General features: G+C 66.2%; 16 protein-coding genes. 11 read left to right on the top strand and 5 right to left on the bottom strand.

All coding sequences use genetic code 11. The annotated features are described in order from the left end of the window. Positions 1 to 65 precede the first annotated feature (65 nt). Complete coding sequence (locus tag C8J26_RS09480; protein ID WP_107957713.1) at positions 66 to 2,630, top strand: TonB-dependent receptor; 2,565 nt, start codon at positions 66 to 68, stop codon at positions 2,628 to 2,630. 148 nt (positions 2,631 to 2,778) lie between these two features. Here the strand turns inward: C8J26_RS09480 and C8J26_RS09475 are convergent, their stop codons facing one another. Next, positions 2,779 to 5,634: a TonB-dependent receptor gene (locus tag C8J26_RS09475; protein ID WP_107957712.1), complete on the bottom strand. Its 2,856-nt coding sequence runs from the start codon at positions 5,632 to 5,634 to the stop codon at positions 2,779 to 2,781. A gap of 394 nt (positions 5,635 to 6,028) precedes the next feature. Continuing rightward, positions 6,029 to 6,355, bottom strand: coding sequence for a hypothetical protein (locus C8J26_RS09470; protein WP_056416154.1), 327 nt, complete (start codon positions 6,353 to 6,355; stop codon positions 6,029 to 6,031). Between the two features lie 253 nt (positions 6,356 to 6,608). Here C8J26_RS09470 and bamA point away from each other — a divergent pair, with 253 nt between their 5' ends. The 4 genes from bamA (at position 6,609) to C8J26_RS09450 (ending at position 12,719) form a co-directional block, all read left to right on the top strand. Further along, a complete protein-coding gene (gene bamA / locus C8J26_RS09465; protein ID WP_107957711.1) occupies positions 6,609 to 9,224 on the top strand; it encodes an outer membrane protein assembly factor BamA in 2,616 nt (871 codons plus the stop codon). 64 nt (positions 9,225 to 9,288) lie between these two features. After that, positions 9,289 to 9,588, top strand: coding sequence for a putative quinol monooxygenase (locus C8J26_RS09460; RefSeq protein WP_107957710.1), 300 nt, complete (start codon positions 9,289 to 9,291; stop codon positions 9,586 to 9,588). A gap of 13 nt (positions 9,589 to 9,601) precedes the next feature. After that, complete coding sequence (locus tag C8J26_RS09455) at positions 9,602 to 10,504, top strand: Gfo/Idh/MocA family protein (RefSeq protein ID WP_107957709.1); 903 nt, start codon at positions 9,602 to 9,604, stop codon at positions 10,502 to 10,504. A gap of 568 nt (positions 10,505 to 11,072) precedes the next feature. Next, positions 11,073 to 12,719: a Na+/H+ antiporter gene (locus tag C8J26_RS09450; RefSeq protein ID WP_056416143.1), complete on the top strand. Its 1,647-nt coding sequence runs from the start codon at positions 11,073 to 11,075 to the stop codon at positions 12,717 to 12,719. Between the two features lie 348 nt (positions 12,720 to 13,067). Here C8J26_RS09450 and C8J26_RS09445 read toward each other — a convergent pair whose 3' ends face one another. Then, positions 13,068 to 13,427 (bottom strand): hypothetical protein, encoded by a 360-nt coding sequence (locus tag C8J26_RS09445; protein WP_146168803.1) that lies wholly within the window; start codon positions 13,425 to 13,427, stop codon positions 13,068 to 13,070. A gap of 199 nt (positions 13,428 to 13,626) precedes the next feature. On the opposite strand from C8J26_RS09445, the gene C8J26_RS09440 reads away from it, so the two are divergent. Both C8J26_RS09440 and topA read left to right on the top strand, forming a co-directional pair. Then, on the top strand, positions 13,627 to 15,789 hold the full coding sequence (locus C8J26_RS09440; protein WP_107957708.1) for a TonB-dependent siderophore receptor: 2,163 nt from the start codon (positions 13,627 to 13,629) through the stop codon (positions 15,787 to 15,789). Positions 15,790 to 16,024: 235 nt separating this feature from the next. Then, positions 16,025 to 18,643, top strand: coding sequence for a type I DNA topoisomerase (topA, locus tag C8J26_RS09435; protein WP_107957707.1), 2,619 nt, complete (start codon positions 16,025 to 16,027; stop codon positions 18,641 to 18,643). A 114-nt stretch (positions 18,644 to 18,757) separates the two neighbouring features. On the opposite strand, the gene C8J26_RS09430 is transcribed toward topA, so the two are convergent. Both C8J26_RS09430 and panC read right to left on the bottom strand, forming a co-directional pair. Further along, positions 18,758 to 19,054: an SEL1-like repeat protein gene (locus tag C8J26_RS09430; protein ID WP_056416128.1), complete on the bottom strand. Its 297-nt coding sequence runs from the start codon at positions 19,052 to 19,054 to the stop codon at positions 18,758 to 18,760. Between the two features lie 92 nt (positions 19,055 to 19,146). After that, positions 19,147 to 19,983, bottom strand: a complete 837-nt coding sequence (gene panC / locus C8J26_RS09425; protein ID WP_107957706.1) for a pantoate--beta-alanine ligase — start codon at positions 19,981 to 19,983, stop codon at positions 19,147 to 19,149. 75 nt (positions 19,984 to 20,058) lie between these two features. On the opposite strand from panC, the gene C8J26_RS09420 reads away from it, so the two are divergent. From C8J26_RS09420 to C8J26_RS09405, 4 genes are all read left to right on the top strand, one after another. Then, positions 20,059 to 20,883: a division plane positioning ATPase MipZ gene (locus C8J26_RS09420; protein WP_107957705.1), complete on the top strand. Its 825-nt coding sequence runs from the start codon at positions 20,059 to 20,061 to the stop codon at positions 20,881 to 20,883. Further along, entirely contained in the window at positions 20,880 to 21,146 is a 267-nt protein-coding gene (locus tag C8J26_RS09415; protein WP_107957704.1) for a DnaJ domain-containing protein, read from the top strand. Before C8J26_RS09420 ends, C8J26_RS09415 begins: the two co-directional genes overlap by 4 nt. A gap of 113 nt (positions 21,147 to 21,259) precedes the next feature. Continuing rightward, positions 21,260 to 22,687, top strand: coding sequence for a phosphoglucomutase/phosphomannomutase PgmG (gene pgmG, locus C8J26_RS09410; protein ID WP_107957703.1), 1,428 nt, complete (start codon positions 21,260 to 21,262; stop codon positions 22,685 to 22,687). A gap of 215 nt (positions 22,688 to 22,902) precedes the next feature. Next, entirely contained in the window at positions 22,903 to 23,352 is a 450-nt protein-coding gene (locus C8J26_RS09405; RefSeq protein ID WP_107957702.1) for a PH domain-containing protein, read from the top strand. Positions 23,353 to 23,355: the final 3 nt, after the last annotated feature.

Genomic DNA, 23,355 nt, shown 5'->3' with positions numbered 1-23,355 from the left:
CGGATCGATCGGACTGCGGCCGCAATCAGCGGATCGCAGGTCGATCGATCTTCAAAGGGGTTTAGATGCGTAAGACTTTATTCTGCGGCGCGGCGCTCGCGGCGCTGATCCTGCCCGCGATGGCACAGGCGCAGTCGACCGGCACGGTCGACGCGGAATCGGATATCGTCGTCAGCGGGTCGCGGGCCAAGCCCGACGTCAACGGGATCCAGACGCCCGACACGCCCAAGGCCAAGGCGGTGCTGACTCAGGAACTGATCGAGCGTCGCACGCCCGGCCAGACGATCCTCGACACGATCAACCTGGTGCCCGGCGTCAACTTCACCAACAGCGATCCTTACGGCGGCTCGGGTGGCCAGCTGCGCATCCGCGGGTTCGACGGCAATCGCATCTCGCTGACGTTCGACGGCATTCCGCTCAACGATTCGGGCAATTACGCGATCTATTCGAACCAGCAGCTCGACCCCGAGCTGATCGAGCAGGTCAACGTCAACTTCGGCGCGACCGATGTCGATTCGCCGACCGCGAGCGCGTCGGGCGGCACGGTGAACTACCGGTCGGTGATGCCGAAGGACAAGCTGGGCGCGACCGTCGCCTATTCGCACGGCACCAACGACATGAACCGCGTCTTCGCCAAGATCGATACCGGCGTGTTCACCTCGTTCGGCACCAAGGCCTGGGTCTCCGCCAGCGAGCAGCGCTACGACCAGTTCCGCGGATCGGGCGAGATCAACCGCCAGCAATATAACGCCAAGCTCTACCAGCCGATCGGCAGCAAGGGCGATTTCATCGCGTTCGGCGCGAACTACAACCAGAACCGCAACAGCTCGTACAGCAACCCGACCCTGGCCAATATCCGCACCAAGCTGGGCGCGTCGGTCGTGCCGTCGACCGGGGTGAGTGCCGACACGCCGTACACGCTCGACCTGAACAAGGCCCAGTATGACGCGGTCTTCGACGACACGTCGAACGCCTATCTGTACGACCAGAGCTGTTCGCTGCCCTCGGCGAGCGGCGTCAACGGCACCAGCCAGAACGACCGGTCGTCGTGCGGGAATGCTTCGGGGACGGCGATCAACCCGTCGAACACCGGCAATTTCCGGATCAATTCGCGCTACACGCTGAGCGAGAAGCTCGTCTTCACGTTCGACGGTGCGTACAGCTTCACGCGCGCCAATGGCGGCGGCTCCGCGGTCTTCGCCGAGAGCAACGCCAACGCGACCAACAGCGCTGGCACGGCGGCGGCGACCAGCGTCTACACCTATCAGCTCCAGCGATTGGGTGCCGGCACTGCGGCGGGCGTCGACATCAACGGCGATGGCGACACGCTCGACTACGTCCGCGCCTATTTCCCGTCGAACACGCGCACGCAGCGTTTCACCGCGATCGCCGGGCTGCGCTATGACATCGACGCCGACAATGCGGTCCGCTTCGCCTATACCTGGGACCGCGCGCGCCACCGCCAGACCGGCGAGGCAAGCCAGCTCGACTCGACCGGCAATCCGTACGACGTGTTCAGCGCGCTCGACGGCGAGGGCAGCTCGGCGATCCTCGATGCCGCGGGCAACGTGGTCAACAAGCGCAACCGCCTGTCCTATGCGATCCTCCACCAGGTCTCGGGCGAGTATCGCGGGTCGTATTTCGGGGATGCGCTCAAACTGACGCTCGGCCTGCGCGCGCCGTTCTTCCGCCGCAACCTGACCAACTATTGCTACACGATCCCCGGCAATTCGAGCGACGGCTATTGCACCTCGCAGACCGCCGCGCAGGTTGCCGCCAACCCGACCACCGCCACCTATGGCGCGCCGTACAAGAACCGCATCAAGTCGTACAACGCGGTGCTGCCGAACGTCGGGCTGACCTATGCCTTCACCCCGAACGCGAGCATCTTCGCCAGCTACGCCAAGGGCTTTTCGGCACCGCGCACCGACAATCTCTATGCGTTCGACGACGTGAAGATCGCGCCGGTGAACGAGGTGAAGCCCGAGAAGACCGACTCGTTCGATCTCGGCCTGCGCTATTCGTCGCGGCTGATCCAGGCGCAGCTCGCCGGCTGGTACATCCATTACGACAACCGCATCATCTCGACGCTGACCACGCTCGAGGGCGGCGGCACGCTGACCACCGATCGCAACGTCGGCACGGTCAAGAGCAAGGGCGTCGACGCGAGCCTCGGCATCACCCCGATCCGCAACGTCTCGCTCTACGGGTTCGCCTCGTACATCGACGCCAAGCTGCAGGACGATGCGGTCGACCCGACCACCGGCGCGATCACCGCGGCGACCGCGGGCAAGTTCGTCGTCGAAACGCCGAAATGGCAATATGGCGGCCGAGTCCAGGCATCGTTCGATCCGGTTTCGATCGGCGCACAGGTCAAGCATGTCGGCAAGCGCTACGTCACCGACGTCAACGACCTGATCGCGGCGGGCTATACCACGGTCGATCTCGACGCGCGGTTCGACCTGGCGTTTGCCGGGCTCGACAAGACGTTCTTCCAGCTGAACGTCTCGAACCTGTTCAACGAACGCTATTTCGGCAATCTGAGCACGGGCACCTCGTCGGCGAGCACGACGCGCTACACGTTCGGTGCCCCGCGCACCGTGATCGGCTCGGTCCACTTCGAGTTCTGACCAGAGACCGCCCCGTCGTCCTGCGGGATGACGGGGCGGCCTTCGATAAGGCGGCGCATGAAAAAGGGCGGGGTGGTGACCACCCCGCCCTTTTTCATGCCGACCGGCGCTGCCCCCTCCCCTTGCGTGGGGAGGGGGACGGGTTCGCCTAGAACTTGACGTTCGTGCTGACGAAGAACGCCCGGCCATACGGGTCGTAGGTCGACGGATAGGTGTTCGCCTGCTGCTGGTTGTCACCCATGATCGGCGGCTGCTTGTCGAAGATGTTGTTGACGCCGACCGACCAGGTGAAGCCCGGCTTGATGTCGAACGCCGCGGTCAGGTCGAAATAGTGATACGCCTTGATCCGCTCGACCGCATAGACCGTACCGCTGTCGTCGTCCTTCACCGGCGAGAGATAGCGATAGAGCACCGACACGGTCACCGGACCGGTCGAATAGGTCGTCCGCGACGACAGCCGCCACTTCGCATAGGGGTTGCCGCAGGTCTGGCCGAACTTGCCCGCGCAGTTGATCGTCAGATCGGAAATCGCGGCAAGCGGGTTGTAGTTGAACGCGATCAACCGGGTTCCGCTGACTCGGAAATCGAGCTTGCTGCTCTCCGCACCGAACGCACCGAAGCCGAGTGGCAGGCCGTAGCGCGCCTCGAAATCGACGCCGCGGGTGGTGACGCCGCCGGTATTGGCCAGCGTGTTGACCGCATCGGTGATCGCATAGCTGTTGGAATCGCGCGGCAGCGACGAGCAATAGCTGGCGTTGTACGGCGTATACCCATTGTCCGCATCGCCGTAGCAGGCGCGGATCAGGTTGGTGGTGCCGACCGTCGAGATATAGTTGGCGATCTTGATCTTGTAGTAATCCACCGTCAGCGAGAAGCGCGGCAGGAAGCGCGGCTGCAGGACGATGCCGCCCGTATAGGTATCGGAGGTTTCCTCGCGCAGCGCGGGGTTGCCGCCGTTGACCGTCTGGATCTGCGTGCTGCCACCGTCATAGGCGGTACCGATCAACGACGCCGGGACGCCCGTCGACACGCAGCTTGCGTTGAGGTTGGTGTTCGTCACCGCGACCGCGGTCGTGCACGGATCGGTTGCCGCCGGGAAATCCTGCGACGAGCCGCTGTAGAGATCGGACACGGTCGGTGCGCGGACGGCCCGCGAATACTGGCCGCGCAGCGACAGGTCGTCGATCAGCGACCAGACCACGCCACCCGAATAGGTGTTCACCGACTTCGCCGCGGTCGAATAATAGGAATAGCGATAGGCGCCATTCACTTCGAGCTTCTTGATCAGCGGGATGTTCGCCAGCAGCGGGACCGCGAGCTCGGTATAGGCTTCCTTGACGTCATAGCCGCCGCTCAGCCCCTCGCCCGCGTTGAAGCCGACGACGTCGCCCGACGACAGCGCGAAGTCGGGATTGTAGCTGCCATGTTCGCGGCGATATTCGGTACCGAACACGATGCCGACCGGGCCTGCACCCAGATCGAACAGGTTGCGGTTCGAGATCGACGCGCTGGCGACCTGCTCGCTGATCGTGCTGGTGTTCTGCGCGGGGATGGTGATGAAATCGGCCGCTGCCGCGCTGATGTTGCCCGCGCCGAAGATGTTGAGCGGCACGCACCCGTTGCTGGTATCCGAGCAGACCAGGTTGCCGCTCGCATCATAGGTCGTGCGCAGCGCCTGCAGCACGCGGCTGCGCGACACGTTGCCCGACTGCGTCTCGGTCGATCGGGTGCGCGCATAGCTGTAATAGGCGTCGTAGTTCCAGCCGCCGCCGATATCGCCATTGGCGCCGAGCACCGCGCGATAGGCGGTGTTGTCGAGGCTCGACACGCGCGCGCCGACTTCGGTCAGGCGGCGGTAGATCGTCGAGGTGACATAGCCGTCGCCGTCGGTATCGCGGCTGCGGAGCAGCGCCTGCGAACTGGGCGACAGGAACGACGAGTCCACGTCGAGCGCGACCGATCCGGTGAACGGCGTCGGCGCGAGCTGGTTCTTCACGCGGTTGTTGATGAGCTGGCCCTCGGCATACACGTTCAGCGCGGGGCTGACCTCGTAATGCGTCTGCGCGCTCATCAGGAACCGCTGCTGCGGGACCTGGAGATAGTTGGACGGGGCGTAGTTATACGCGTCGGTCGACGCATTGTACGGCGTGTAGCTGCCGTCGGTCTCGAACTTGCGGTTGACGCCGCCGAGCGCGAACCGCGTGCCCTCGATCGAGCCCGAACCGCCGGCGATCAGCCCGCCCGCACCATCGTCGACCAGCGCCTGCCGCGAATAATCGCGCGCAGACTGAAGGATGCCGTTACGCTTGGTATAATCGAAATAGATCGTCGCATTGCCGCGGCCGTCCTCGAAATTGCCGCCGATCAGCAGGTTGCCGTTGAAGGTGCCGCCGTCGCCCGCCTCGTTGATGCGGTAGTTCGCCCCCGCCGCGACGCCGCTGAAGTCCTTCTTCATCACGAAGTTGACGACGCCCGAGATCGCATCCGAACCATAGACCGCCGAGCGGCCGCCGGTGACGATGTCGACGCGCTCGATCAGCGCGGCGGGGATGGTGTTCAGATCGACGACCTGGTTCGAATCATATGCGACGTACCGGCGGTTGTTGACGAGCACGAGCGTGCGCGTCGACCCGAGCCCGCGCAGATCCGCGGTCGCGACGCCGCCGCCGGGGTTGTTCGAGGCCGCGGTGGTGCTGGGGATCAGCTGCGGCAGGTCCTTCAGGACGCTCTCGACGTTGATCTGGCCCGACAGCGCGATCTCCTTGGCGCTGACGACCGAGATCGGCGAGGCCTGCCTGAGGCTTTCGCCGCCAAGCCGCGAACCGGTCACGACGATCGTGTCGCCGTCGGCGGGCTCGGCCTGACCCGCGGCGTCGGGCGCAACGGCCGATGCGGGTGCGGCGGGCTCGGCCGGCGTCGTGTCAGCAGTTTGGGCCCAGGCCGGACCGGCGATACCCAACAGTAGAGAGGACGCCAAAAGGCGTGCGCGGAAATCGAGACGCATGAATATACTCCCTGAACCGCGATCCTTGACCGCCGCGGCAGATGTTGTGGGGTACGGATAAGGTCCGCCACTCAGGTTTGCGATGCGATTTCCCGCGCGACAAGCGGTGTTCCAGTGTTCGCCGGATTAGGCCGCCGGGTGTCGTCTTGCGAACACGGTTCTATTCATGCCCTTTCATCAAACTGTCATACCGTTACAGTTGTTACAAGATTGTAACGGATGGCGGACCAGCCCACACTCTTCGCGACGACCAGACGCCGGGGCCGGACATCCGACAGGGGCTGTATGCTCCAGCGCGCGCGTTTGGCGATCGCCTGGCCGGGCCGCGCGACGGCATCGAACCGGACTGTCCGGCAGATCGAGGGATAGTCCGCCCCGCTCACTGGCGCCCCGCTCACTGGAACGTCGCCCCGCCGGCGATCGCCTTGGACGGGCTCAACCCCTGCTGTTCGAGGAACTGGTTGAGCCCCGCGACCAGATCCTGCGCGGCGCTGCTGGTGAGCGCGATCCGGCCGACGACGACACGGTCGATGCCCGGCGGCTGGCGGGTATGGTCGCAGCGCGCGCTCTCCAGCGTCAGCACGATCACGCCGCTCAAATTCGCCAGCCCGGCGAACCCGGTCGCGAAGATTTCGGGCGCGAAGGGATTGTCGACGATCGGCGGCGAGGCGGCGGGACGGATGGGGTCGGGTGCGGATACACCCTTGATGGCAACGCGCATGATCGGCCTTTCCTGAAGCAGGCGCGGCAGCGGCCTGCGGGGCAGTAGCTAGGGCGCGGGAATGTCCTGGAAATGTCCCCGCGGGCGATCCGTGACACGACGGCGACATATGCGCGTTCCGGCGGGCCGGACGGGCGGCGGCCGCGGCGTGGCCGAGGCGATATGTTGCACGCCTGCGATCTGGCGAAACACGGGAACATCCCGGGGAAACATGCTCCCCATAGCGCCGCGGCTCACTCCCGGAGACGCAGGCATGATGTTCGATTTAGGCGCCGGTTCCCTGGCCTTGGCCATGGCTGGAACACTGGCGACGCCGGTCGCTGCCGCCCAGACCCCCGGACCGCCCCCCGGGCAGCCCCTCGGGTCTACCGCCCCGGCCCCCCTGCCCGTCGGCCGCACGATCAAGACGCTCCGGGTCGAGGGCGCGCAGCGGATCGAGGCGGAAACCGTCCTGAGCTACACCAAGCTGCGCGTCGGCAAGCCCTATACCACCGAGACGCTCGACCAGGCGCTCAAGGATTTGCAGGCCAGCGACCTGTTCGCCGATTATTCGATCGCGGGTGTCGCGGACGGCAACATCGTGCTGCGCGTGCGCGAGAACCCGATCATCAACCGCATCCTGATCGAGGGCAACAAGGCGCTGAAGAGCGACAAGATCACGAAAGAGATCAAACTCGCCCCGCGCCAGATCTTCACGCGCACCGCGGTCCGCCAGGATATCGCGCGGATCCTCGAACTCTATCGCCGCCAGGGCCGGTTCGCCGCGGTCATCGACCCGAAGATGGTGACGCTCGACCAGAACCGGGTCGATGTCGTGTTCGTCGTCAGCGAGGGTCCCAAGTCCAAGGTCCGCCAGATCAACATCCTCGGCAACACCGTGTTTTCGGAAAGCCAGATCCGCGCGCAGATGGCGACCAAGCAGGCGCGCCTGAGCCGCCTGTTGTCGTCAGCGACCAGCTATGACCAGGACCGCCTCAGCTACGACCAGCAGAAGCTGCGGCAATTCTATCTGACGCAAGGCTATGCCGATTTCCGCGTGACCTCCGCCGTCGCCGAACTGACGCCCGACAAGAAGGACTTCATCATCACCTATGTGGTCGAGGAGGGGAAACGCTACAAATTCGGCGACGTCAGCGTCGACAGCCAGATCCGCGACTTCGACAGCAAGAAGCTCGCGGCCACGCTGCCGCTCAAGAAGGGCGACTGGTACAATGCCAAGCTCGTCGAGGATTCGGTCGACACTCTCAGCCAGACCGCGGGCCTGTTCGGCTATGCCTTTTCCGAAGTGAACCCGGAGTTCCAGAAGGACGCCGACACGCTGACGATGGGGATCAACTTCAACATCGCCGAAGCCAAGCGGACCTATGTCGAGCGCGTCGAGATCAACGGCAACACGCAGACCAAGGACAAGGTCGTCCGCCGCGAGATCCGCTTGGCCGAGGGCGACGCCTTCAACAGCTTCCAGGTCAAGCGGTCGGAGGACCGGATCAACTCGCTCGGCTATTTCCAGGACAAGATGACGATCAAGCAGCTGCCGGGCTCGGCGCCCGACCGCGTGATCCTCGAGACCAACCTGGAGGAGAAATCGAGCGGCGAGCTGCAGCTGTCGGCGGGCTATTCGAGCCTCGAAAGCTTCATCGCCTCGGCCAGCATCACGCAGCGCAATTTCCGCGGCATGGGCCAGGAGCTGCGCGCCAATGCCAGCCTGTCGAGCTATTCCAAATCGGTCAGCCTGGGCTTTACCGAGCCGTATATGTTCGACACCAACGTCGCGCTCGGCGGCGATATCTTCCGCCGCGACTACAGCTCGTACAGCACGACCGGCGACACCAACGACACCACCTACGAACAGGTCTCGACCGGCTTCCAGATCCGCGCGGCGGTGCCGCTCACCGAATATTGGTCCGCCACCGCGCGCTACGGCCTGTCCTATGACCAGGTCACGCTCGACGAGGACACCTATTACACCAACGGCGCGTGCGACCCCGCGATCGCCGGCGCGTATCTGTGCGACGCGGTCGGCAATCGCTGGACCTCGTCGATCGGCTATTCGCTGGTGTTCGACAATACCAACAGCCGGATGCGCCCGACCAAGGGCAGCAAGCTGAGCATCAGCCAGGATTTCGCCGGCCTGGGCGGCGACACGAAATATATCCGCAGCACCGCCAACTACACCAAATACATGAACCTCGGGTCGAGCTTCATCCTGTCGGCGCATGCCGAAGGCGGCTATATCAAGGGGCTGGGGCAGGACGTCCGGCTGACCGACCGCTTCTATCTCGGCGACCCGCAGATGCGCGGCTTCGACATTCGCGGCGTCGGCCCGCGCGTGACGCGGACCTATTACGACACGTCGACCGTCCCTGCGACGCTGTCGAGCACGAACAGCTCGAACACCCAGACCGCGCTGGGCGGCACGACCTATTACCAGGCGCGGCTCGAGCTCGAACTGCCGCTCGGCGCAGGCGCGCGCGAACTGGGTCTTCGTCCGTCGATCTACCTGGATGTCGGCGCGGTCTTCGGCGGCAAGAAACCCGCGCTGACCGACACCTGCGCCGCCGCCAACACCGCCTCGATCGCGTGCGTCGCGGGCACGCGCCAATATACCAACACGTCGGGCGAGCTGCTGTATCTGGATTCCGCGGGCTCGAGCACCACGACCAACACCGGCACGCCCTACACCTATTCGCTGGGCACCTATAAGGAGACCTATTCGGGCAACACCGCCAGCCCGCGGCTGTCGGTCGGAGTCGGCGTCAACTGGACCTCGCCGTTCGGGCCCTTGCGGATCGATCTGGCCAAGGCGCTGCTCAAGGCGCCGGGGGACGACAGCAAGCTGATCACCTTCAACATCGGTGGCCAGTTCTAGACGAGGCTTGTCGCGCGTGGCGTCCCGCGTCAGAACGCGGCACCCTCAAGAGGAAGGATGCCCCATGTCCGTCAAGATCATCGCCTTCGTCACCGTCAAGCCCGGCAGCGAGGACGCGTTTGTCGACGCCGCGCGCATCTGCGTCGCCGCATCGCGCGCCGAGCCCGGCGTGCTGCACTACGACCTGTGGCGCGAAGCCGATGGCGAGCGCCGCTACGTGTTCGACGAGCTGTATGCCGACGACGCCGCGGTCCAGCAGCACATGGCATCGGACCATTTCAAGGCGTTCGGGCTGGCCGCGCGCGATCTCGCCGCCGCGCGCCCGGTGATCATCCAGAACCACGCGATCGACGTCGCCGAATAAGCGGCACGGCGCGATGCGCGTGATCATGGCAGGGCTCGGCGACATTGCGCGCAAGGCCTATCTCCCGGTGCTGGCCGCGACGCCGGGGATCGAGCTCCATCTGGTCACGCGCGATCGTGCTGTGCTCGCCGCGCTGGGGGCGACGTACCGGATCGCGCATCTCCACGACAGTCTCGACTCGGCGCTGTCCGCGGCGCGCTTCGATGCCGCGTTCGTCCATTCCGCGACGCCCGCGCACCCCGAGATGGTCGAGACGCTGCTTGGCCATGGTGCCGCGGTGCTGGTCGACAAGCCGCTCGCGGATACGTTCGACTCGGCCGCACGGCTGGTCGATCTCGCGCACCGCCAGCGCCGCCTGCTCGCCATCGGCTTCAACCGCCGCTTCGCCCCCGATTATGCCGCGCTGCGCAGCGAACCCCGCGCGTTCATGCTGATGCAGAAGCACCGCCACGCGCAGCCCGACACCCCGCGGCGGGTCGTGTTCGACGACTTCATCCACGTCGTCGACACGCTGCGGTTCCTCGCCCCCGGACCGATCGCCCGGACGCAGATCGAGACGATCGTCCGCGACGGCCTGCTCAGCGGGATCACGCTGACGCTCGCGGCCGACGGCTACCACGCGATCGGCACGATGCAGCGCGACTCCGGCCTCGACGAGGAGCGGCTCGACGTCATCGCCGCGGGCCGCCGCCGCTCGGTCCTCAACCTCTCCGAAACGCGCGACCAGGCCGGCACCGACGCGCGCACCCGTCGCGGCGACTGGACCCCGGTCACGCGCCAACGTGGCTTCGAAGCGATGTGCGCCGACTTCCTCGCAGGCGTCCGCGAGGCCCGCCCGACAGCGGCCGAAGACATCCTCGCCACCCATCGCCTCTGCGAAGACATCGTCCGCCACGCGGAGGCGGGCGAGCGGTAGGAGCAACCGGTCTCCCACGCACCGTCTAATTTGGGGAGGTTAGCTGCCATTCACCCGTTCGAACGTGTGGGAAGGCGCATCACTCCTATCCATTATCTCAAGGCTGAAAGGGCCACCCTGACGATCAAGTCGTAATTTCAGCGGGTTCGCGCTTCTATCAATGTCGAGGCGGCCACTTGCAACACTTACTAAAGCATTAGGCAGCACATAGGCCCCGCCCTTATCGTATTCGACCGTATACTCGACAATTTGGCGATCGTGTCTCATCTCACCGTTTCGGAAGGTGATTGAGCCACAACACGCATTTGCGTATGAACCGTTTGCAGTTCCAATCGGTAGCGTTGGTGGGAACGCCCACCAATAGAGCGGAAGCCCGCCGAAAACGGCGACCAAGCCGACAAGCCGGATAAGATTAACCGTACGCATCTTCGAGATATTGGCTGGTTCCGCGGGGCCGTCAACGTCCGACTCTGGGCGAAACACGAACCAAACCGCCGACCGGACGATCCTCCAAAAGACGACAATCCGTGTATAGGGGCGCCTCGACATCAACCGAGGGCCTTCCGTTTTGCAGATCGTTACCCTGTGCCTGTTCCTGTTGCTCGCCGTCGTCATCAGCGGGATGGCGTCGCGGATGTTGCCGTCCGCCTTGCCGCGGCCGCTCGTGCAGATCGCGCTGGGGGCCCTGATCGGCATGGTCGCGCATGTCCGCGTCGAGCTCGACCCCGAACTGTTCTTCCTGCTGCTCGTACCCCCATTGCTGTTCCTCGACGGCTGGCGGATCCCGAAAGACGAGCTGGTCCGTGATCGCGGTGCGGTGCTCGGGCTCGCGCTCGGGCTCGTCTTCCTGACCGTGCTCGGCATGGGCGTGTTCATCCACTGGCTGATCCCGACGATGCCGCTGGGCGTCGCGTTCGCGCTGGCGGCGGTCGTCTCGCCGACCGACCCGATCGCGGTGTCCGCGGTCGCGCAGAAGGCGCCGATCCCGAAGCGGATGATGCACATCCTGGAGGGCGAGGCGCTGCTGAACGACGCATCGGGGCTGGTCTGCGTACGATTCGCGATCGCCGCGGTGCTGACGGGCAGCTTCTCGCTCGGCGAAGCGACGCTGACCTTTGCATGGATGGCGCTCGCCGGCGTCGCGATCGGCGTCGGCGTCACCTGGGCGATCGTCGCGAGCAAGGCGGCGTTCGCGCGGCGGTTCGGCGACGAGACCGGCTCGAACATCCTGGTCAGCCTGCTGATCCCGTTCGCCGCCTATCTCGCGGCCGAGCATGTCCATGCCTCGGGCGTCCTGGCCGCCGCCGCAGCGGGCATCGCGATGACCTTCACCGGCGCGACCAGCGGAGTCGCCGCCGGCACGCGGATCCGTCGCCGCGCGGTGTGGGACATGCTGCAATTCACGCTCAACGGCGTGATCTTCGTGCTGCTCGGCGAGCAATTGCCCGAGGTGTTCGTGCGTGCGCGCGATACCGTCACCGCGACCGGGCATGTCAGCCCGTGGTGGCTGGCAATCTATGTCTTTGCCGTCGTGCTCGGCCTCGCGGTGCTGCGCTATGGTTGGGTGTGGGTGTCGATGCAGTTGACGCTGCTGCGCGCGCGGCGGCACGATGACGCCGCGGTAAGCCCGCCGCGCCGGATCATCGCGGCGATGTCGGCGGCGGGCGCACGCGGTGCGATCACGCTGGCGGGTGCGCTGACTCTGCCGCTCACGCTGAACGACGGGACGCCCTTCCCGGCGCGCGATCTGGTGATCTTCCTGGCGTCGGGCGTGATCCTGTCGTCGCTCGTGATCGCCGCGGTCGCGCTGCCGCTGCTGCTGCGCGGGTTGAACCTGCCGCCCGACGAAGGCATCGCGGCGGCGCGCGATCGGGCGCGGCTGGTCTCGGCCAAGGCGGCGATCGCCGAGCTCGATCGCGTCCAGCACCAGATGGCGGAGGGGCGCGACGATCCGGACCGTTTCACCGACATCGCCGCGCGGCTGATGGACCAGTATCGCGAGCGGATCGACAGCCTGGCGACGCTGCCCGAGGACCGCACCGGCCAGGCGGATGCGCCGATCGAGCGCGACATGCGGCTGGCCGCGGTCCGTGCCGAGCGCAATGCGATCTTCGATCTGGCGCGGCGGCGGGAAATCGGCGTGACGCTGGCGGAGCAGCTCGGCCGCGAGCTCGACCTGATCGACGCGCGTCTCTCGCGCCAGGGGCTTGCGTAGCATGGGTAAGACAGAGGTTTTGCGCTCCGCCTGTCCGTGTGACTGAAACCGGCGGAGCGCAGAAGGTACGCATTACTAAGCGAATCCTCTGCGGACCGCTTTGCAAGGACTTGGTGAATTTCTGGTGAACGGTGGCGCCCCGCCCGTCCGTGCGACACTCTCGTATCCGGGCGGGGCGCCAAGGACGCAGCGCCATGAAGCGCGCATCACTGGTTACAAGCTAGCATCAGATCGCCGGAGCGGAAGCACGGTCCGTCACGCGTGCGGCTCGCTTGGTCCGATATGTGTCCAAACCATGTCCGCCGCACCGCGTTTCGCCCCGCAAGGACGTCGCGAAGGGCCGAACCGTCAGTCCTTCGTCGGCGTCTGCGCGTCGACCGAGGCGGGCATTTTCAGCTTGCGAAGCCGCGCGATCACGTCGCGCGCGCCCGCCGGGGCGACCTGCAGGAACAGCGCGAACAGCGCCTCGTCGTCGAACGTCTCGAGCGCCGTGGCGATCGGCAGCGCGATCGCCTGACGGCTGCGTGCACCCGGCTGCGCCTCCAGCACGATCGTCCGCCACGCCATGCCGACCGGCGCCGCACCTGTGACGTCGGCGAACTCGCCCGGCACCATGTTGCGGATCCGCAAGCGCCGCGTCGACGCCTTGGCGAACCACGCCGCGTCGCCTGCCGTCGCGATCTCCACCGCCAAATCCCGTCCGTTCATCGCCTGCCTCATATCCCGTCGATCGTCCTTGATGCCGCGCGGTGCTGTGGAAGCGCTCGCGATGCAACCCGCGCTCGGCGAAGCGGCGCAAACTGATGCCCGGATATCACAGCCGCCGCCCTCGGCGACGCATCGCGATATTCGCTATTGATAATAGTTATCAAGAACGGTAGCCGGCGCGCATTACGAAAGGGATCCCATGACACGACGTTTCGGCATAGCCGTCCTGCTGGCCTCGGCGACGACCGCCGCCCCCGGACTGGCGCAGACCGCCCCGGAGGCGCCCGCCGCCAGTCTCGACACCGGGATCGTCGTCGTCACCGGCCAGCATGCGCGCAACCAGGCGTCGTCGGGCACCAAGACGGACACCCCGCTGGCCGAGACCCCGCAGTCGATCACCGTCATCACCAGCGACGATATCGCGGGTCGCAGCCTGCAGAACCTCAACCAGGCGCTGCGCTTCGTCGCCGGCGTCACCCCCGAGACGCGCGGCGCGAGCGCGGAGGTATACGACCAGTTCAAGCTGCGCGGGTTCGATGCGCCGGTATATCTCGACGGCCTGAAGCAGTTCGGCAGCAGCTCGGGCTATGCGGTGCCTCAGGTCGACGTCTCGCGGCTCGACCGGATCGAGGTCATCAAGGGGCCCGCGTCGGTGCTGTACGGCCAGTCGAGCCCGGGCGGCCTTGTCGCCGAATCCAGCAAGCTCCCGCTCGACCAGGCGTTGTACGGCGCGATCAGCGGGACCTATGGCAATTACGATCTCTACCGGGTCGATGCCGATCTCGGCGGGCGCGCGGGCGAGGGCGTGCTGTGGCGGATCAACGGCAGCGCGAACGGCGCCGACACGCAGCAGAAATTCGGCAAGCGCGAACGCCAGACGATCTCGGCCGCGGTGACCGCGGGTGCGGGCAGCTCGACCAGCTTCACGCTGCTCGGCGCCTATTCGCATGATCCATACAACGGCGATTACGGCGTGTTCCCGGCCAGCGGCACGCTGCTCGCAAACCCCAATGGCAAGCTGCCGACCAGCTTCGACGGCGGCGAGGCGGGCAACCGGTTCAGCCGCGACCAGGCCGCGCTCACCTACATTTTCCGCCATGATTTCGGCGGCGGCTGGGCGTTCCGCTCCTCGGGCCGCTATCAATATGTGAAGGCGAATCTGGGGCTGATCTACACCGCGGGCGGGCTCGATTCGCGCGATCCGACCGGCCAGACGTTCCTCCGCGCGTCTTACGCGACGCGCGAAAAGCTCAACAACTGGACGTTCGACAACCAGCTGAGCGGCACGGTCCAGACCGGGCCGATCAAGCACACGCTTCTCTTCGGCGTCGATCGCCAGGTCGCGCACTCGATCGAGGACTTCGCGTTCGGCACGGCCCCCTCCCTCAACGGCTATGCGCCCGTCTATGGCACCGTGACCGTACCGCAGACGCCGGCGGCGGTGCCCAATCCATTCGCGGGCTACACCGCCATCCGCCAGCGTCAGCAAGGGATTTACGCGCAGGACCAGATGGCGCTCGGCGACCTCCGCGTGGTCCTCAGCGGACGGCAGGATTGGGCACGCTCCGAGCAGGTCGGCCTCGGCGTGAAGCACGACGAGAAGTTCACTTATCGCGCCGCCGCGCTCTACACGCTGCCGTTCGGGCTGGCACCCTATGCCAGCTATTCGACGTCGTTCGAACAGCAGGGCGGCACGGTGCTGCGCCCGGACGGGACCTTGGGCATCGCCGATCCGTCGCTCGGCAAACAGCTCGAGGCGGGCGCGAAATTCACGATCCCCGGGACCCAGATCCTGCTGTCGGGCGCGTGGTTCCGCATCGACCAGACCAACGTCCTGACGTCTACCCCGACCTTCTCGCTGTCGACCCAGACCGGCAAGGTCCGCTCGCAGGGCGTCGAGTTCGAGGGCAGCGCGCCGCTCCCCTACGGGTTCAATGCACGCGTCGCGTTCAGCCGCCAGCGCGTCAAGGTCACGCAGGACGCGAACGACCCGACGCGCGTCGGCCGGGGTCTGGAGACCGTCGGCCGTGGCGGCGCGTCGCTCGGGCTCGACTGGGCCGCACCTGAGGGCGCGCTCGCGGGGCTGACGATCGGCGGCGCGGTGCGGCATGTCGACCAGGTCTATGCCGGCGTCACGCCGGGTGAGACGCAGGGCCGCAACAGCCCGTCCTACACGGTCTATGACGCACTGGTCCGCTACGACCTGGAGAAGCTCGCGCCGTCGCTGCGCGGGCTGAGCCTGGCGGTGAACGGCGCCAACATCTTCGACAAGAAGTATCTGACGTCGTGCTTCGCCAACTATAACTGGTGCTGGTACGGCAACCGCCGCACCGTCCAGGCGACGATCGGCTATCGCTTCTAGCGTTCCTTACACGGTCCGTTCGCGATCCTCCCCGGCCAAGGGAGGATCGCTGCAAAAATGTACCGCGTTTCCTGATGCGTGAGGGAAATTCGGGGGGCGCGAAGCTGCCGCCCTCTGGAAAACCGGCCGCCGCGACGGCACTTGGGGCTCGTCACTCCGGGCTCACGCCGGGTTGACGCGGCTACCCCGACGCCGCCACCCTCGTACGCGTACACGTAAGGATCCCGGTTTCCCCATGCAGCTTGTCATCGTCGAATCGCCTGCCAAGGCCAAAACCATCGAGAAGTATCTCGGCAGCGACTATCGCGTGCTGGCCAGCTACGGCCATGTCCGCGACCTGCCGCCCAAGGACGGCTCGGTGGATCCCGACGACCAGTTCGCGATGACGTGGGAAAACTACGCCGACAAGTCGAAGCAGCTCAAAGCGATCACCGATCTCGCCAAGCTCGCCGACCGCCTGATCCTCGCGACCGATCCGGATCGCGAGGGCGAGGCGATCAGCTGGCACGTCCGCGAGGTTCTGCGTGCGCGCAAAGCGCTGCCGAAGGAGGTCGAGCGCGTCACGTTTAACGCGATCACCAAGGCGACCGTTACCGAGGCGATGAAGAACCCGCGCGAGCTCGACGACGATCTGATCGACGCCTACCGCGCCCGCCGCGCGCTCGATTATCTCGTCGGCTTTACGCTCTCGCCGGTGCTGTGGCGCAAGCTGCCCGGCGCCAAGTCGGCCGGCCGCGTCCAGTCTGTCTCGCTGCGCCTGATCGTCCAGCGCGAGCGCGAGATCGACGTGTTCAAGCCGCAGGAATATTGGTCGGTGACGGCCGAGATGGAGCATGACGGCACCGCGTTCCAGGCGCGCCTGACGCAATTCGAGGGGAACAAGCTCGATCGCCTGTCGATCGGCAACGAAGGCGACGCGCTGCGCGCCAAGCAGGCGGTGCTCGACGGTAATTTCTCGGTCCAGACGGTCGAGACCAAGCCCGCGACGCGCAACCCGCCGCCGCCGTTCACCACGTCGACGCTCCAGCAGGAGGCGTCGCGCAAACTCGGCTTCTCCGCCGATCACACCATGCGGATCGCGCAGGGCCTCTACGAGGACGGCGCGATCACCTATATGCGTACCGATGGCGTCCAGATGGACGGCAGCGCGATCAGCGCCGCGCGCCTCGCGGTCGCGAACCGCTTCGACGCGAGCTACGTCCCCGACAAGCCGCGCCAGTATCAGTCCAAGGCGAAGAACGCGCAGGAAGCGCATGAGGCGATCCGTCCGACCGACTTCGGCAAGGACAAGGCCGGCGGCGGCGATCATGCGCGCCTCTACGACCTGATCTTCAAGCGCGCGCTCGCCAGCCAGATGGCGTCGGCGCGTATGGAGCGCACCACGGTCGAGATGGCCGACGGGACGGGGCGCAACATCCTGCGTGCCACCGGTCAGGTCGTGCTCTTCCCCGGCTATCTCGCGCTGTACGAGGAAGGCGCCGACGACACGCAGGACGAGGACGCACGCCGCCTGCCGCGGATGAAGGAGGGCGATGCCCCCGCAAAGAAGAAGGTCGACGCAGAGCAGCACTTCACCCAGCCGCCGCCGCGCTTCTCGGAGGCCAGCCTCGTCAAGCGGATGGAGGAGCTCGGCATCGGCCGTCCGTCCACCTACGCGTCGATCATCAAGACGCTGAAGGACCGCGCCTATGTCCGGATCGAGAAGAACCGCTTCTTCGCGGAGGAGAGCGGACGCCTCGTGACGGCGTTCCTCGAACGCTTCTTCGAGAAATATGTCGGCTATGATTACACCGCCGAGCTCGAGGAGGAACTCGACGACGTCTCGGGCGGTCGCGCGCAGTGGCAGTCGGTGCTCGACGCGTTCTGGCGCGATTTCAAGCCGCGCACCAACGAGGTGATGGAGCAGCAGCCCAGCGCGATCACCGCCGAGCTCGACATCTTCCTCGCGCCCTATCTGTTCCCGGCCAAGGCGGACGGCGGCGATCCGCGTCTCTGCCCGAACTGCGGCGAGGGGCAGCTCGCGCTGCGCGGCGGCAAGTTCGGCGCGTTCATCGCCTGCTCCAACTATCCCGAGTGCAAATATACGCGCCGCTTCGCGCAGCCCGGCGGCGAGGCGGAAGGCGATACCGGCCCCTTGACGCTCGGCACGCATCCCGACACCGGCCAGCCGATCGAGCGCAAGTCGGGACGGTTCGGCCCGTATCTGCAGATCGGCGAGGGCGAGGACCGCAAGATGGCGTCGATCCCCAAGGATATCGGCGAACTCAACCTCGAATGGGCGGTCAAGCTGCTGTCGCTCCCGCGGACGGTCGGCAATCATCCCGAGACCGGCGAACCGATCATCTCGACGATCGGCAAGTTCGGGCCGTATCTGAAGCATGCGGGTAAATATGCGCGCCTGACCACCACGGCGGACGTGTTCGAGACGGGCATGAACGCGGCGGTCGTGAAGCTCGCCGAAGCGGCGGCCGGCGGTGGCCGCACCGCGCGCGGGGCGCAGGCGCCGCTCAAGGTGCTGGGCAACCATCCGCGCACCGAGGCGGAGATCAAGCTGATGGAGGGGCGCTACGGCCCCTACGTCACCGACGGTACGACGAATGCGACCCTGCCCAAGTCGATCGAGAAGGACCAGCTGACTCTGGAGGAAGCCGCCTCGCTGATCGACGCGCGTGCGGCGGCGGCGCCTGCGACGAAGAAGAAGAAGGCGCCTGCCAAGAAGCCCGCGGCGAAGAAGGCACCGGCCAAGGCTGCGGCGGCCAAGGACGGGGAGGCGAAGGCCGCGCCTGCGAAGAAGGCTCCGGCAAAGAAGGCCCCCGCCAAGAAGGCTGCACCGAAGAAGAAAGCGGAAGCCTAATTCCCCTCCCGCTTGCGGGAGGGGCTAGGGGAGGGATTGAAATATCCCACGAACGCGACGTTCGCGGTGATCCCCTCCCCCACCCCTCCCGCAAGCGGAAGGGGAGCCTTCAGCCTACGCCGCGCGGCGCTGGGTCAGTTGCATCCAGTCGCGCGCGGCGCGCTGCGCCACCGAGATTTCGCGCGCCGTCATGTCCTCGGCGATCTGCGCGCGGCATTCCTGCGCGGCGATGTTGCCCGACACCGCCGCGAGGTTGAACCACTTATGCGCCTCGATCAGGTCGAGGACGACGCCCGACGCGCCGGTCGAATAGACCATGCCGAGTTCGTAACACGCCCGGTCGTCGCCGCGCGCGGCGTCCTTCAGACGGCGTTCGATCAGGAAATTCGCGCTCTTGAGACTGCTACCCATGGTCTGCCCCCAATGTTCGTTGAGGCAGACTGCGACGATTCCCACTACGGAATGGTTAATGGGTTAACGTCTCAATTTTACAACGCGTTGCGCTATTCGATCGCGATGTTGTCGATCAGCCGGGTCGCGCCCATCCGAGCCGCCGCCAGCAACCGCCGCGGACGATCCGCCGCGGGGTTCTCGGCCAGCGTCTCCGCATCCGCGAGCGCGACGTAATCGATCGCGAACCCCGCGCCGACCAGAGTCGTCCGCGCATCGTCGAGCACCGAATCGACATCCTCGCCCTTCGCGATCGCGCGCGCGGCCACGCCCAGCGCGCGCGGCAGCGCGACCGCCTGCTTGCGCTGCTCGTCGTCGAGATAGATGTTGCGCGACGACATCGCGAGGCCGTCGTCGTCGCGCTGCGTCGGCACGCCGACGATGTCGATCGCGAAGTCGAGATCGGTGACGAACCGCCGGACGACCGCGAGCTGCTGGTAATCCTTCTCGCCGAAATACGCCGCGTCGGGGCCGACCTGGTTGAACAGCTTGGACACCACGGTCGCGACGCCGTCGAAATGGCCGGGCCGGGCCGCGCCGTCGAACCCGTCGCTGACGCCCGAGACTCGCACCGTCGTCGCGAAACCGTCGGGATACATCGCCTCGACCGACGGCAACCAGAGCAGGTCGCATCCCGCCTCGGTGAGCATCCGGACATCGGCCATCTCGCGCCGCGGATAGCTCGACAGATCCTCGTTCGGCCCGAACTGCTTGGGGTTCACGAAGATCGACGCGACGACCCTGGTCCCAGGCCGTTTCGCCGCCTCGATCAGCGCGACGTGCCCCGCGTGGAGCGCCCCCATCGTCGGGACGAGCGCCACCCGCTGCCCCGCCGCACGGAAGGCGGCGACGCTGTCGCGCAACGCATTCAGGTCCCGGACGATGTCCACGCGAAACTCCTACTCGATAAGTGCGGTCGCGGCTTCTATGAAGGGTGACAGTTACGATCAATAAGGAAACGCGCGTTGGCCACGGGCCCGGATTCTTCCCTACCTTCGACGCACGTCATCGTGTTCGCCAACGAGAAGGGCGGCACGGGCAAGTCGACGACCGCGGTACACGTCGCGATCGCGCTCGCCGCCAAGGGCGCACGCGTCGCGTGTCTCGATCTGGATCATCGCCAGCGCACCGTCGGCCGCTATCTCGACAACCGCGCGGAGACGATGCGGCGCAACGGATCGGTGCTGCCGATGCCGCGCCACGCGACGCTGTCGGCGCAGAGCGAGGACCAGTTCGAGGATCTGTGGCATTCGCTGTGCGAGGGCTCTGACTTCCTCGTCGTCGACACGCCGGGTCGCGACGATCCGTTCGCGCGCACCGCCGCCGCGCTGTCGAACACGCTGGTCACGCCGATGAACGACAGCTTCGTCGACTTCGACCTGATCGGGCAGGTCGATCCCGAAACCTATCAGGTCACGCGGCCGAGCTTCTATTCAGAACTCATCTGGGATGCGCGCAAGCAGCGTGCGCGTGCCGATGGCACGACGATCGACTGGGTCGTGCTGCGCAACCGCCTCCAGCATATCGAGGCGCGCAACATGCGCCGCGTGTCCGATGCGCTGGCGCAACTGGCCAAGCGAGTCGGCTTCCGGATCATCCCGGGCCTCGGCGAGCGCGTCATCTACCGCGAGATGTTTCCCGCGGGGCTGACGATGATCGATTCGAAGGAATTCGGCAGCATGGGCCTCGGCCATGTCGCCGCGCGCCAGGAGCTGCGCGAGATGATGGCGGCGCTGCAGTTGCCCGATATCGTCGCGGAGCAGCCCCCGGTGCCCGGCGTCGCTGCGTGAAGTGGATAGTCGCCGCCGTCTTCATCTGGCTGGCCTGGCATTATCTACGGCCCAAGCCGAAGGCCAAGCCTGAACGCGCGGTGGTGACGGACGAGGCCGAGGCGCGCTCGATCCTCGGCATCGATCGCACCGCGGACGCCGACGCGATCCGCAGCGCGCACCGCCGCCTGATCGCCTCGGTCCATCCCGACCGTGGCGGCTCGACCGACCTAACCCGCCGGGTGAACGCCGCGCGCGATCTGCTGCTGAAGCGCGCGCGCTAACTTTCCGTTCTCCTGCGAACGCAGGAGCCTAGGGTTACGAATGCTATCGCTCTTGGCCCTGAGCCCCCGCCTTCGCAGGGGAACACTCGTGAGACATAATCGTCGAGAGGCCCATGACGCACCAGTTCGATCCGACATCGCTCCGCGAATACGACATCCGCGGGATCGTCGGCAAAGCGCTCGGCCCCGCCGACGCGGTCGCGATCGGCCGCGGCTTCGCCACCCGCATCCGCGAGGCCGGCGGTCGCCGCGTCGTCGTCGGCTATGACGGCCGCCTCTCCTCCCCCGAACTCGAAGCCGCGCTCGTCGACGGCCTGACCGCGGGCGGCGTCGACGTCGTCCGGATCGGGCTGAGCACCTCGCCGATGCTCTATTACGCCGAGGCCACGCTAGAAGTGGATGGCGGCATCCAGGTAACCGGCAGCCATAATCCCCCCGAGTATAATGGCTGCAAGATCGTACAGGCGCATGCGCCATTTTTCGGCGACGCCATCCAGGGGCTCGCCACGCTTGCCGCGACGGGTGCCTGGAGCGAAGGTGCGGGCATTGTGACGACCGCCGACGTCCTCGACGCCTATGTCGCGCGGCTCGTGGCGGGCTATGCCGGGGGGGCGTACCGGGTCGGCTGGGACACCGGCAATGGTGCCTCCGGCCCGGCGATCGAGAAGCTCGTGAAGCTCCTCCCCGGTGAGCATCATGTGCTGTTCGCCGATGTAGACGGCAATTTTCCCAACCATCATCCCGATCCTACCGTGGAATCCAATCTTGCCGATCTGAAGCGGCTTGTGGTGGAGAAGAACCTCCATTTCGGATTAGCCTTTGACGGGGACGGCGACCGGATCGGCGCGGTCGACGGGCTGGGACGCGTGATTTGGGGCGATCAGATCCTCTCCATATTAGTCGAGCCTGCGCTGCGCGAGCATCCCGGCGCACCGATCGTCGCCGACGTGAAATCCTCGCAAGCGCTGTTCGATCGAATCGCGGCATTGGGCGGCGAGCCGGTGATGGCACCCACCGGCCACAGCCTGATGAAGACCGCGATGACTCGCACGGGGGCGCCGATCGGCGGCGAACTGAGCGGGCACCTGTTCTTCGCGGGCGAATATTACGGCTTCGACGACGCGCACTACGCAGCGGTACGGCTGCTCCGTGCGGTTCACCTGTCCGGGCAGTCGCTGACCGAACTCTGCGACGCGATGCCCGCGCTGGTGGCGACGCCCGACCTGCGCTTTCCGGTCGACGACGCGCGCAAGTTCGCGGTGGTGGACGAGGTGATCGCGCGGTTGCAGGCGGGTGGCGCCGAGATGACCCTCACCGACGGCGCACGCGTGACGACCGCCGACGGCTGGTGGCTGCTGCGCGCGTCGAACACGCAGGCGATGCTGACCGTCCGCGCGGAAGCGAAGGACCAGGCGGCGCTCGATGCGTTGCTGGCCGAGGTCGACGCGCAGCTGGCGGCGAGTGGTGTGATCCGCGACGGACAGCCCAGAAAAACCACCACCCCGGCGGAGGCCGGGGCCCAAGTGGAAAGGTGGAAATAACGAAGCGCCGGCATCGGTTAGCACCGTTACCCAATTGGACCCCGGCCTTCGCCGGGGTGGTCCAGGTTGAGAGCTTGCCCTCATAATTGAGTACCGACTTAGCGGGAATGTCGACAACGCGGGGAATGGTCGCAGGAATTAAGGCGACGGCCAGACCCGATTGACACGCCATCCCCCTCGCCTACCGTCCCGCCACCACCCCAAGGAGTCCCCCCGTGGAGCGCCCAGTCGATGAATTCCGGTCCAGCACGCGCCGCTGGCTGCTCGGCAGCTTTGCCGGCTGGGGAACGCTGCTCATCTGCCTGGTCGGAATCGGCTTCGTCCTGATCGGCGTCCGCTGGCTCAGGAACCGCAGCGCGACGTACGAGATCACCGACCAGCGGCTGATCATCAAGCGCGGCATCCTGTTCAAGACGATCGACGAGGTCGAGCTCTACCGGATCAAGGACGTCCGGCTCGGCTATTCGCTGCTCAACCAGATGACCGATATCGGCACGATCACGCTCACCTCGAGCGATCGCACGACAGCGGGGGGCGAGTTCAGCCTCCGCGATATTCCGATGGCGCGCGAGCGTCGCGAAGGCCTGCGCAAGCTCGTCGACCGCGCCCGCCAGCGCCGCGGCGTCCGCGAACTCGATGTCGATGACGCATACGCGCTGGATTAAGCG

This window comes from Sphingomonas aurantiaca, assembly GCF_003050705.1.
GTDB classification, from domain to species: Bacteria; Pseudomonadota; Alphaproteobacteria; order Sphingomonadales; family Sphingomonadaceae; genus Sphingomonas; species Sphingomonas aurantiaca.
Note: the sequence above shows the minus strand (reverse complement) of the source record. Positions and strands in the feature narration are given on the sequence as shown.

What these genes read in the sequence shown, in the direction of transcription:
- C8J26_RS09475 (WP_107957712.1), bottom strand. Translation starts at nt 5,634, where the DNA reads ATGCGTCTCGATTTCCGCGCACGCCTTTTGGCGTCCTCTCTACTGTTG.
- C8J26_RS09440 (WP_107957708.1), top strand. Translation starts at nt 13,627, where the DNA reads ATGACACGACGTTTCGGCATAGCCGTCCTGCTGGCCTCGGCGACGACC.
- C8J26_RS09470 (WP_056416154.1), bottom strand. Translation starts at nt 6,355, where the DNA reads ATGCGCGTTGCCATCAAGGGTGTATCCGCACCCGACCCCATCCGTCCC.
- bamA (WP_107957711.1), top strand. Translation starts at nt 6,609, where the DNA reads ATGATGTTCGATTTAGGCGCCGGTTCCCTGGCCTTGGCCATGGCTGGA.
- topA (WP_107957707.1), top strand. Translation starts at nt 16,025, where the DNA reads ATGCAGCTTGTCATCGTCGAATCGCCTGCCAAGGCCAAAACCATCGAG.
- C8J26_RS09460 (WP_107957710.1), top strand. Translation starts at nt 9,289, where the DNA reads ATGTCCGTCAAGATCATCGCCTTCGTCACCGTCAAGCCCGGCAGCGAG.
- C8J26_RS09445 (WP_146168803.1), bottom strand. Translation starts at nt 13,427, where the DNA reads ATGAACGGACGGGATTTGGCGGTGGAGATCGCGACGGCAGGCGACGCG.
- pgmG (WP_107957703.1), top strand. Translation starts at nt 21,260, where the DNA reads ATGACGCACCAGTTCGATCCGACATCGCTCCGCGAATACGACATCCGC.
- C8J26_RS09480 (WP_107957713.1), top strand. Translation starts at nt 66, where the DNA reads ATGCGTAAGACTTTATTCTGCGGCGCGGCGCTCGCGGCGCTGATCCTG.
- C8J26_RS09430 (WP_056416128.1), bottom strand. Translation starts at nt 19,054, where the DNA reads ATGGGTAGCAGTCTCAAGAGCGCGAATTTCCTGATCGAACGCCGTCTG.
- C8J26_RS09455 (WP_107957709.1), top strand. Translation starts at nt 9,602, where the DNA reads ATGCGCGTGATCATGGCAGGGCTCGGCGACATTGCGCGCAAGGCCTAT.